We start from the raw sequence: 9,363 nt of genomic DNA, 5'->3' as shown, positions 1-9,363 counted from the left end.
TCAGCTCAACCAGCGAGAGATTGTTGAGAATAAACGGTTGGGTGCTGTTCTGAATCATATCCAACAACAGCATGAAGAACTGGAACAACAAAACAAACGCAATCGTTCTCAAAAGATGCCAAGCAGACGTGCACAGAAAACAGCAATTCAACAACGAAATCTGAATCCTGTGCTTGACTTGGAAATGTCCATATAGGACATTTCTATTTGGTTATTAGGTAGGACATTTCTACTTGGGAATAACACAGTTTGTTAGAACCCATTTAAAGTGTCTATATTCTCACCAATAAAAATGTCTGGTCTATGATGCGCATCAACATCATGGGCTGGATATGAATCGAGATGCTGATCACTATGTCTTACAAGGAAATTCAACGTCTTGCAGTTCTGCAAGACGTTCGAGATCAACGTATTACACAAGTCCGTGCTGCTGAAATTCTGAATCTTTCAACCCGTCAAATAACCCGGTTATTGCACAAGCTCAATCAAGACGGTGTTTCAGGTCTGGCACATGCTAGCCGTGGCCAACCTGGCCATCATCGCCATGATGACTTGTTAAAATCAAAGTGCCTTTCCATTATTTCTGAACATTTGCTGGGCTTTGGCCCAACCTTGGCTCATGAGAAGCTCAGCAGCATGTTCGGCCTGCATATCCCGGTAGAAACGGTCCGTCGCTGGATGACTGCAAATGACCTCTGGATTCCTCGATCCAAGCGCCTGAAACGTCCATATCAGCCTAGATATAACCGTGATTGCTTCGGTGAGCTGATCCAGATCGATGGCTCATATCATGACTGGTTTGAAGGCCGAGCTGCCAAATGCTGCTTGCTGGTTTATATCGATGACGCGACTGGAAAGCTCTTGCATCTGCGCTTTTGTGAGGCTGAAACGACCTTTGATTATATGCTTTCAACCCGAGCCTACATTGAGCAATACGGCAAGCCTTTGGCTTTTTATAGCGATAAACACTCGGTATTCCGAGTCAATCAGAAATCGAGCCAAGACAGCCAGATCACGCAATTTGGGCGCATTCTGAATGAGTTAAACATTGATATTATCTTCGCCAACTCACCCCAGGCCAAAGGTCGCGTAGAACGTGCCAACAGAACCCTTCAGGACCGTCTGATCAAGGAAATGCGCCTCGAAGGTATCAGTTCGATTGCAGATGCGAATAAGTGGTTGCCCTGCTTTATCGAGCAGTTTAATCGTAAATTTGCCAAGATGGCTTTTAATCCCAAGGATTTACACCGGGCTGTCACTGAAACAGCTGAGGAATTAGATGAGGTTTTTACCTGGCGTGAACCCCGTAGAGTCACCAATAGCTTGACCATTACTTATGATAAATACGTATATCTCCTGGAGAATACAGAGGAAAATCAGAGGCTAATCGGTAAATATCTTGAATTTCTAGAATACCCCGATGGTACGGTAGCGATTGAGCATCAAGGTCGGAAGATCAATTACAGCATCTTCGATAAATTAAGTCAGCTCAACCAGCGAGAGATCGTTGAGAATAAACGTTTGGGTTCAGTCTTGGCTCATATCCAGCAACAGCATGAAGAACTAGAACAGCAAAACAAATGTAATCGTTCTCAAAAGATGCCACGTAGACGTGCACAGAAAACAGCGATTCAACAATGAAATCTGAATCCTGTGCTTGACTTGGAATTGTCCATATAGGACATTTTAAATAGTTTATCGCATAGACATTTTAATTGGTGAATAACAGCTAATTTTTATTTCTTATAAATCATAGTTTTATGCTTATATGAAAAGCCCAAACACACCGTTCTGGGCTTTTTTTATAATTTATCACGTTACACGCTTACTATTTGATCAATGTTCCACGATTTTAATAAGCCCAGGTGAACAGTCATTGCTCTCATTTTTACTCTTTTTTAATGCTTTTTTATCTGGGCAGGATGCAAGATCAGCAACGGAGTAACCACAATCCTTAGGGAAATATCTTTCAGCATTGGTGAGTTTGTTACTTGATGGTGAGAAAATTTCTAAAATTAACGCCTATAGTCAATTGCGTTGAGGAAAATTGGTATAGTGGTTCCAAGCTATCATTAAACATATGATCATGTTCGTAATAATTCCTCTAATACTGGCATTGATGTCATCTTTTACATATGCAGAATCTCCCCAAAAACTGCCACCACCAGTTCAATCTCAAGTTATCTCAATAAGCCCGGTCAAAAATTTAAGTTCTATGATCTTGGGGTTTGTGGCATTGCCAGTGGTTGTTGGGTACTATGGTTATAAGATCGCATTCCCAGATCGCTTGGGTATTAATTTGGATAAAACCGACTCGTATTTGGGTGAGGATAAAAATAAGAATAATGTTAGGGATGATGTTGAGCACTATATTAATCAGACATTTGTTCAACCAGAAGTGAAAGCTTTTGCGATGAATCATTATGCTCTCAATACTCAGCTTTATTCAGCGCAGAGCTATGATCAGGAAAAGGTCATGTTTAGCGAAATACTGAACTGCCACATTCGCTACAAGGAAAAGTATCCTGCCGAATCTGAAAAGCTAACCAAGTTCATGAACGCTTCAGACCATATTTTCTTTAACACTCGCCATCGCAAGAAAATTAACGAGAAATATAAGGTCGGCATACGTACAGGCTCAACATTTTCGCTGGACACAGATGGCCGCATTAATTGTGAAAAATACGCAAAATTTCCTGCTCCAGGTCTCAAAAACAGCTATCCAATAGCCAATTTTGTTAAATAACCGTTTTGGCACTGTTGCAAATAGGGATCTGAGTCGATGATATTCCCTTCAAAAAAGCTTAGATACCGAAAACCCTATTGATTAGATACACGTCACCCTGAGGCTGACCATAATAAAATGACGAAGCTTGTCCTTTACGTAGTGCACACATGACTTCAATACCTTTAATTGTGGCATAGAAAAGAAGTCGATTCCCCATGTAGGCGCATTTTTCCCTTTGTACCCATTATGCCATTTTGGATGCCGAATCTCTAGAAGTTCAGGAAGCCAAAAAAATGTCGGCACAAAAATACTTTTGTCCCATACAGGGGTAAGAAAGTTAGCTATTGCGAGTTTTTCGATACAACTCCACAAACCAGAATAGTTCTGAGAAATATACTCAAGCACCCGCAAAGGTGAGATGGCCTGATCCCCAGATTTAAGTTTGGTGTTGATCTTTTCGTGTGTAATATTCTCATTAAATTCTTCAATCTGTTGCTGCACAGACGCATTAAAATTATTCATAGCTTTTAATAATACCCAAACAGTAATTTACCAATTTCAATGAACCAAGCTTCATCACATTGATCTCTCAATCCCTTGTATACATCTTTCCATAATTGCTTGAGGAACTTCTGTTTGATGTTTTTGCCCGTCAAAGACAGTACGCGGCGCGTTTCAGCGCAATCCGTCAACATTATAAATTGAATGGCGTGTACAAACTGTATCTTGAACAGCAGGCTAATATATTTAGTTTTTTTCTTTTCCAGATCATCATCATATTCGCGGTTTATTATGTTTTTGATTAGATCTATCTGATCACAGATATACTTTAGATCCTGCAAGCCAACTTCGTAGAAGTTATCCAAGTGCACTGCATATATATCTCCCCAGAGTTTAAGGTTTCCCCTATGCTCTACAAGTGCATTGAAACGTTCTTGCTGATTCGGACTCGATAATGCCGCAATCGTATTTTTGCAGTCTGGGCAGGTCAATTTTTTGTTGGTGGCGGCTGAATACTTAACTTCCCATTGAAGTGCTACAGGTGTGTCCTTGTATTTACTTGACAAGACTTGATGCGAATCGACTGCGATCCACTTATCGATCCCGAAATGCTCCATCTGTTTCGTCAAAGTGCTTGGTTGATCTCGATCAAGCATAATAATCAGCTTAGGGCTGCCATCTTCAGACAAACCCACTACATCAGCCTGAAATTTTGTATCAGGTAATTGAAAGTTCATAGCTGCATGACTGATTCTGGATGGCATTCTGATCGGGTATTTTAATTTCTTGCAAACATCGCATGAAAACATAAGCCCGATTTCCGCTTTGTTATCAATATGCTTTTGGATATAACCTTTGGCCCGTTCCAACATGACTATATGTTCTTGATGGCGATGTTGCTGAAATTCGTGGAGACTCTCTGCCTCTCGTTTCACACTTATGCATGCCTGGCAAAGCACTTCATGACCACTTTTTGCCGATCTCAAGACGTTCCAAAACACTGCCTTGTTTGACTGGTAATCTTCTTGGATAATCTGTTCAGCGTTAACCTCTACCCATTTCTTAACGCTATCTCGCTTCACATCATCGACAAGATGGGTATGAAAAACCTCGAACATGATTTCTAAATCGCCATTAGCAGAATATCCGGCTACATCACCCGTATACGGACTGTCAGGATATTTACGCTCGGTTTCAGCGTACGCAATGGTTGAAGGTAATTCGAATTTCTCTCTGACCGTACAGCCGCACTCTACACACGGAAAAACCAGATTGATTTTTTGCTTTTGATTAATCCGTTGTTTGATTAGCTCTTTGGCCAATTGGTGCTGATAGGATTCTTGGCTACATACGAGGACTTTATGGCGAAAATGACTGGCTTTGACCTTACCATTTACAACGATCATATCGCTATTACAGTCTTTATTCAGACAATGATAGCTGTGGCCAAGCCCTTTTCCATGAGCAATAGCATGACTGATATAGACTAGCTCACCATCTTGATTAACCGCATAGCCATACAGCTCGTCATGCATTCATCAGCTCCTTATAATTATTCAGGTACTGTTGCAAATAGAGGTCCAAATTGATGATATTCATTAGTGGTTATTTGCAACAGTGCCGTCATAGCACTAGGGTTAAGGAGTGTTGTTTCAAGTTAGAAGTTATTACATCACCAGCGAAAATGTTTTGAAATAAAAAGAAACTTTGATTAAGATTTCTTTGTTTTTTGCATCTTGTAGTATGGCATCACCAGAGGAATGGTTTTTTGAATACTTTCGATGCGTGAAACAGGTGCAGGATGTGTACTCAAAAATTCAGTTGTTTTACCTTTATTATTGGTGGCTTCAGCCATTTTTTTCCACACCACAATAGCCGCATTTGGATTGTATCCAGCTCGTGCCATTATTTCTAAGCCAACGAGATCTGCTTCATTTTCATGTTTACGTGAGTTTGGTAAGGTAAGACCATACTTGGTAACCATTTCGGCAATTTGCTGTTCTGTTCCGCCTAGACCTAGAGCTGATGCTCCGTACTTAAGACCGAGATTGGTAACCACATTCATGCTAGCTCTTTCACGTCCATGCTCACGCAGAGCATGCGCCATTTCATGACCAATAATTGCAGCCAACTCATCATCAGTGAGTTTTAATTTTTCAATAATTCCAGTATAGACGACGATTTTTCCACCGGCTACACAGAAAGCATTTAGTTCGCTACTCTTAATTGTATTTACTTCCCACTTCCAATTGGCACTATCTGCTCGGAAATGGCTTGCGATCGGAATTAAGCGTTTTGTGACACGGTTGACTTGGGCATTTGACACCACTTTACGTTCATTTTTTGCAGCCCCCATAATTTCACTGTAGGCCATTATGGATTGTTGTTCCCATTGCACTGCAGGCATAAGTAAAAATTGCTTGCGCTCAGCCCCCATAGTGCCTGTGTTGGTAGTACTTACACAGCCACTTATCGCGAGCATAGATGCAATTAATGTAGAATATATGGTAGATTTCTTGAATTCTAAATACATTTTTAAATTCCGGTATCACTACAGTATTAAAAGTAATAATAAAAATAAAACTATGAATTTAAGTCATATTTCACAATTTTATTTATTTTGTTGAGATGTTACGCATTTTTTTATTTTAATCAATAAGTGATTGAATTTTATTATTAAATTATAATTATTGTTTAGAATTTCTTTATAATTTAGGGCACTGTTGCAAATAGCCACTGATGGTAAGCTAAAGACTGTTTTAGCTAAAGGTGCAGCACATGAATCCTTTCCATGGTCGGCATTTTCAGGGCGAAATCATTCTTTGGGCTATACGCTGGTATTGTAAATATGGCATTAGCTATCGTGAACTTTAGGATTCAAATCCATGAAAACGGCTTACGCTACTATTAAAGGTATTGAAGTCATGCGTGCCTTGCGTAAAGGACAAGCTTCGTCATTTTATTATGGTCAGCCTCAGGGTGAAGTGTATCTAATCAATAGGTTTTTTGGTCTTTAAGCACTTTTTAAAAGGAACATCATCAACTCAAATCTCTATTTACAACAGTGCCTATAAATCTGGGCTCGCGAAAACTGATTCCCTCAGGCCGAGACAATCCTGTCTTTGCCCCCGTTTTTGGCTTCATACAAAGCTAGGTCGGCCCGTTTGATCGTGTCTTCGTATGAGCGATCTTCCGGCACTATAGTTGTCACACCCATGCTCGCTGTGGGAACCACACTGTCCACTGAAAACCGGCTTAACTCTTTTCTGGAACGGTCATGTATCCGCTTGGCAAACTGAATTGCCTGCTCATGCCCGGTATTGGGCAAGGCGACCACAAACTCATCACCACCCAAGCGGCAGGCACAATCAGTCTTCCGGAGTGTTGAGCGAAGAATGTTGGCTACTGCCCGGATCACCTCATCGCCAACGTGATGCCCCTTGCTGTCGTTAATTTTTTTTAGGTTATCAAGATCGAACATCAAGATTGAAGTCGGCACTGAATATCGTACGTATGACTCGTAGTGTAGCGTTAAGTCATACTCCAGTTTTCTTCGGTTGAAAAGGCCAGTTAGCTGATCAGTATCGCCTAGTTCTCTCAGTCTGATTTCCAGGTCGTGTCGCTCTGAAATATTACTTGCGACCCAGAGCACCACATCTTCTTCGTCCACAGAAAAACTCAGGGCCTGGATGCGCCCTTCGAACCAAATCGGTTTTTCAGGACCATGATCGGGTAGACCTTTCACATCCCTGTTGCTCAATTCGTACTCTTCGATGAGTAGTTTTCCAGACTCCAGCGCCCGGCCAATCTGTTCAAGAAACCAGTTGGCCTTATCAGGCTTGATCAAATCTGAAATATACAGACCAACGAGACCGGAACCATCGTGGTAATAGCGCTTATCACGACCACCAAACACCGCAACGTATTTTCCACTTCGGGACAGGATAAAGGCAGGGTCTGGCAAAGTATCAAGAATTATGGCCATCTGCTCAACGTTGATCATGAAGCACTTCTTCTGCCTGATTTACAATAAGTGACACATTAGTCAAATAAAAATATAAATGCACGGATTTTTCTTCGCCAAGAGCTGCTATTGGCCGTTTGATGGGCACTGTTGCAAATATCTATAAACAGCTTGCCGACTGATACCAAAGGCTTTTGCCAACTCTACTTTTGATGAATACTCCCCCTTCTTTCCATGCTTGTCGTAAAGCTTCAGCCTGCTCATGATTTAACTTATGGACTCGACCTTTATATTTCCCTTGAGCAGCTGCAATCTTAATTCCTTCTTTCTGACGTTCTAAAATTATTTCTCGCTCAAATTGAGCAAAGGCCCCCATCAACTGCAACATCAAATTATCCATGGGAGTGGCCTGAGCAGTAAAGGTAATATTCTCTTTGACAAACTGGATGACAACTCCCCTCTTCACGAGCTGATCCACCTCAGTCACCAAGTCTTTTAAACTTCGGGCAAAACGATCCATGGAATGAACAACGATCATGTCACCTTCACGGACATAGCTCAGCATTTCCTGGAATTTAGGATGGGCGGTATTTTTGGCACTGTTGCAAATAGCGACTAATGTTAAGCTAGATTATCTTTTAGCTAAAGGATCAGCAGATGAATGCTTTCCATGGTCGTCATTTTCAGGGTGAAATCATTCTTTGGGCCGTCCGTTGGTATTGTAAATATGGTATAAGTTATCGTGAACTTCAGGAAATGCTTGCTGAACGTGGAGTGAATGTTGATCACACTACAATTTATCGCTGGGTTCAGCGTCAGCGTTATGCTCCTGAAATGGAAAAACGTTTACGCTGGTATTGGCGTAACCCTACAGATCTGAGCGCATGGCATATTGATGAAACTTATGTAAAAGTAAATGGGCGATGGGCTTATCTGTATCGCGCAGTTGATCAACGTGACCATACTATTGATTTCTATCTTTCTGCTAGACGTAATACCAAATCAGCTTATTGTTTTCTTGCAAAGATTTTCAATAATGTAAAGAATTGGCAAATTCCAAGGGTGATTAACACAGATAAAGCCGCTACCTATGGTCGTGCTTTATCAAGGCTAAAGCAGGAAGGGAAATTTCCTCCAAACCTTGAGCACAGACAGATTAAATACAAAAATAACGTGATCGAATGTGATCATGGCAAGCTAAAGCGGATCATCAGGGCCACGTTAGGATTCAAATCCATGAAGACGGCTTATGCCACAATTAAAGGTAATGAGGTCATGCGTGCCTTGCGTAAAGGACAAGCTTCATTATTTTATAACCGTAATTTTCTAGGAGAAGTGTGGATAGTAAATAGAGTTTTCGGAATTTAAACCTGATTAACCAAGCAAACTACAACTCAATTTCCTATTTGCAACAGTGCCCCTATAAATCAGATTAATTATTTCTTTACTGTCAATTCCAGATTTTTGGGTAAAGTAAGGATTTTTTATTTAGAATTATTCAATTAGAAAAGCTCAAAAAATGGTTGACTATTCAACTATCTATATAAAATGCCTATTCTATATTATTTAAAAATACGGTATTTTTCATCTATTATTTAATTATAATTTTTTATTTTCTGAATGTTTAATTTTGACCATTTTTTAAACTTATAAATATAATCAAACACCTATATATACTAAAAATTATAAAAATATTGTATTTTTCAACTTTCAATCGCTTTAATTAAGAAAAATTAACTTTTATAAAAAATTTTTTTATAATTAAAAATCTGAAATAGATCGTATTTTTTTCAAATATTAGCAAAAAAAATGGTATTTTTGATAATAGATTATTTCACTATTAAAGTGATTTAATTCGTTTACAGAAAAATAATAAATAAAACAGAGGTGGTCCCACATGTTTGAACAACTAAAAGCTTATTTATAAGTGATACTCTGCTCTAGTTAAGCTACCTTATTTTGTTGTGGTAGCTGGTCATAGTAAAACTCATCTGGAGTCATTTTGTCCAGACTCGAATGAGGTCGTTTCAAATTATAAAATTCAAAATATGCGTTTAATTGCTTCTTCGCATCCAAAACATTGCTGTAGGCTTTGAGATACACCTCTTCATATTTAACGCTCCGCCATAATCGTTCAACCATCACATTATCAACCCATCGACCTTTACCA

General features: G+C 39.7%; 7 protein-coding genes and 5 pseudogenes. 6 read left to right on the top strand and 6 right to left on the bottom strand.

Features of this window, described 5'->3' with window-relative positions; translation table 11 throughout:
- The 3 genes and pseudogenes from E0409_RS16115 to E0409_RS16100 all read left to right on the top strand — a co-directional run.
- Window positions 1-196, top strand: a pseudogene (locus E0409_RS16115) (ISNCY family transposase); the annotation flags it as partial.
- 146 nt (window positions 197-342) lie between these two features.
- The gene (locus tag E0409_RS16105) at window positions 343-1,641 is read left to right on the top strand and encodes an ISNCY family transposase (protein WP_131292526.1); all 1,299 of its coding nucleotides are present in this window, start codon (window positions 343-345) and stop codon (window positions 1,639-1,641) included.
- 445 nt (window positions 1,642-2,086) lie between these two features.
- Complete coding sequence (locus tag E0409_RS16100; RefSeq protein ID WP_131292523.1) at window positions 2,087-2,746, top strand: hypothetical protein; 660 nt, start codon at window positions 2,087-2,089, stop codon at window positions 2,744-2,746.
- 58 nt (window positions 2,747-2,804) lie between these two features.
- Here E0409_RS16100 and E0409_RS16095 read toward each other — a convergent pair.
- The 3 genes and pseudogenes from E0409_RS16095 to E0409_RS16085 all read right to left on the bottom strand — a co-directional run.
- A pseudogene (locus E0409_RS16095) lies at window positions 2,805-2,924 on the bottom strand (IS6 family transposase); the annotation flags it as partial.
- Between the two features lie 331 nt (window positions 2,925-3,255).
- Window positions 3,256-4,764, bottom strand: a complete 1,509-nt coding sequence (locus E0409_RS16090; protein WP_131292520.1) for a hypothetical protein — start codon at window positions 4,762-4,764, stop codon at window positions 3,256-3,258.
- Between the two features lie 176 nt (window positions 4,765-4,940).
- The gene (locus E0409_RS16085) at window positions 4,941-5,762 is read right to left on the bottom strand and encodes a M48 family metallopeptidase (protein WP_131292517.1); all 822 of its coding nucleotides are present in this window, start codon (window positions 5,760-5,762) and stop codon (window positions 4,941-4,943) included.
- Window positions 5,763-6,007: 245 nt separating this feature from the next.
- Here E0409_RS16085 and E0409_RS17115 point away from each other — a divergent pair.
- Together E0409_RS17115 and E0409_RS17110 are read left to right on the top strand one after the other, a co-directional pair.
- Window positions 6,008-6,100: pseudogene (locus E0409_RS17115) on the top strand (IS6 family transposase); the annotation flags it as partial.
- Window positions 6,097-6,246: pseudogene (locus E0409_RS17110) on the top strand (IS6 family transposase); the annotation flags it as partial. The pseudogenes E0409_RS17115 and E0409_RS17110, both read left to right, overlap by 4 nt.
- Window positions 6,247-6,329: 83 nt before the next feature.
- Here E0409_RS17110 and E0409_RS16075 read toward each other — a convergent pair.
- The gene (locus tag E0409_RS16075; RefSeq protein ID WP_131292514.1) at window positions 6,330-7,232 is read right to left on the bottom strand and encodes a GGDEF domain-containing protein; all 903 of its coding nucleotides are present in this window, start codon (window positions 7,230-7,232) and stop codon (window positions 6,330-6,332) included.
- 87 nt (window positions 7,233-7,319) lie between these two features.
- Window positions 7,320-7,794, bottom strand: a pseudogene (locus E0409_RS16870) (recombinase family protein); the annotation flags it as partial.
- Between the two features lie 56 nt (window positions 7,795-7,850).
- On the opposite strand from E0409_RS16870, the gene E0409_RS16060 reads away from it, so the two are divergent.
- The gene (locus E0409_RS16060; RefSeq protein WP_131292511.1) at window positions 7,851-8,561 is read left to right on the top strand and encodes an IS6 family transposase; all 711 of its coding nucleotides are present in this window, start codon (window positions 7,851-7,853) and stop codon (window positions 8,559-8,561) included.
- Between the two features lie 576 nt (window positions 8,562-9,137).
- Here the strand turns inward: E0409_RS16060 and E0409_RS16055 are convergent.
- Window positions 9,138-9,363 (bottom strand): integrase core domain-containing protein (locus E0409_RS16055; RefSeq protein ID WP_032013275.1); only part of this gene is annotated, 226 nt, incomplete at its 5' end.

This window comes from Acinetobacter sp. ANC 4862 (assembly GCF_004336635.1).
Classification (GTDB): Bacteria; Pseudomonadota; Gammaproteobacteria; order Pseudomonadales; family Moraxellaceae; genus Acinetobacter.
Note: the sequence above shows the minus strand (reverse complement) of the source record. Positions and strands in the feature narration are given on the sequence as shown.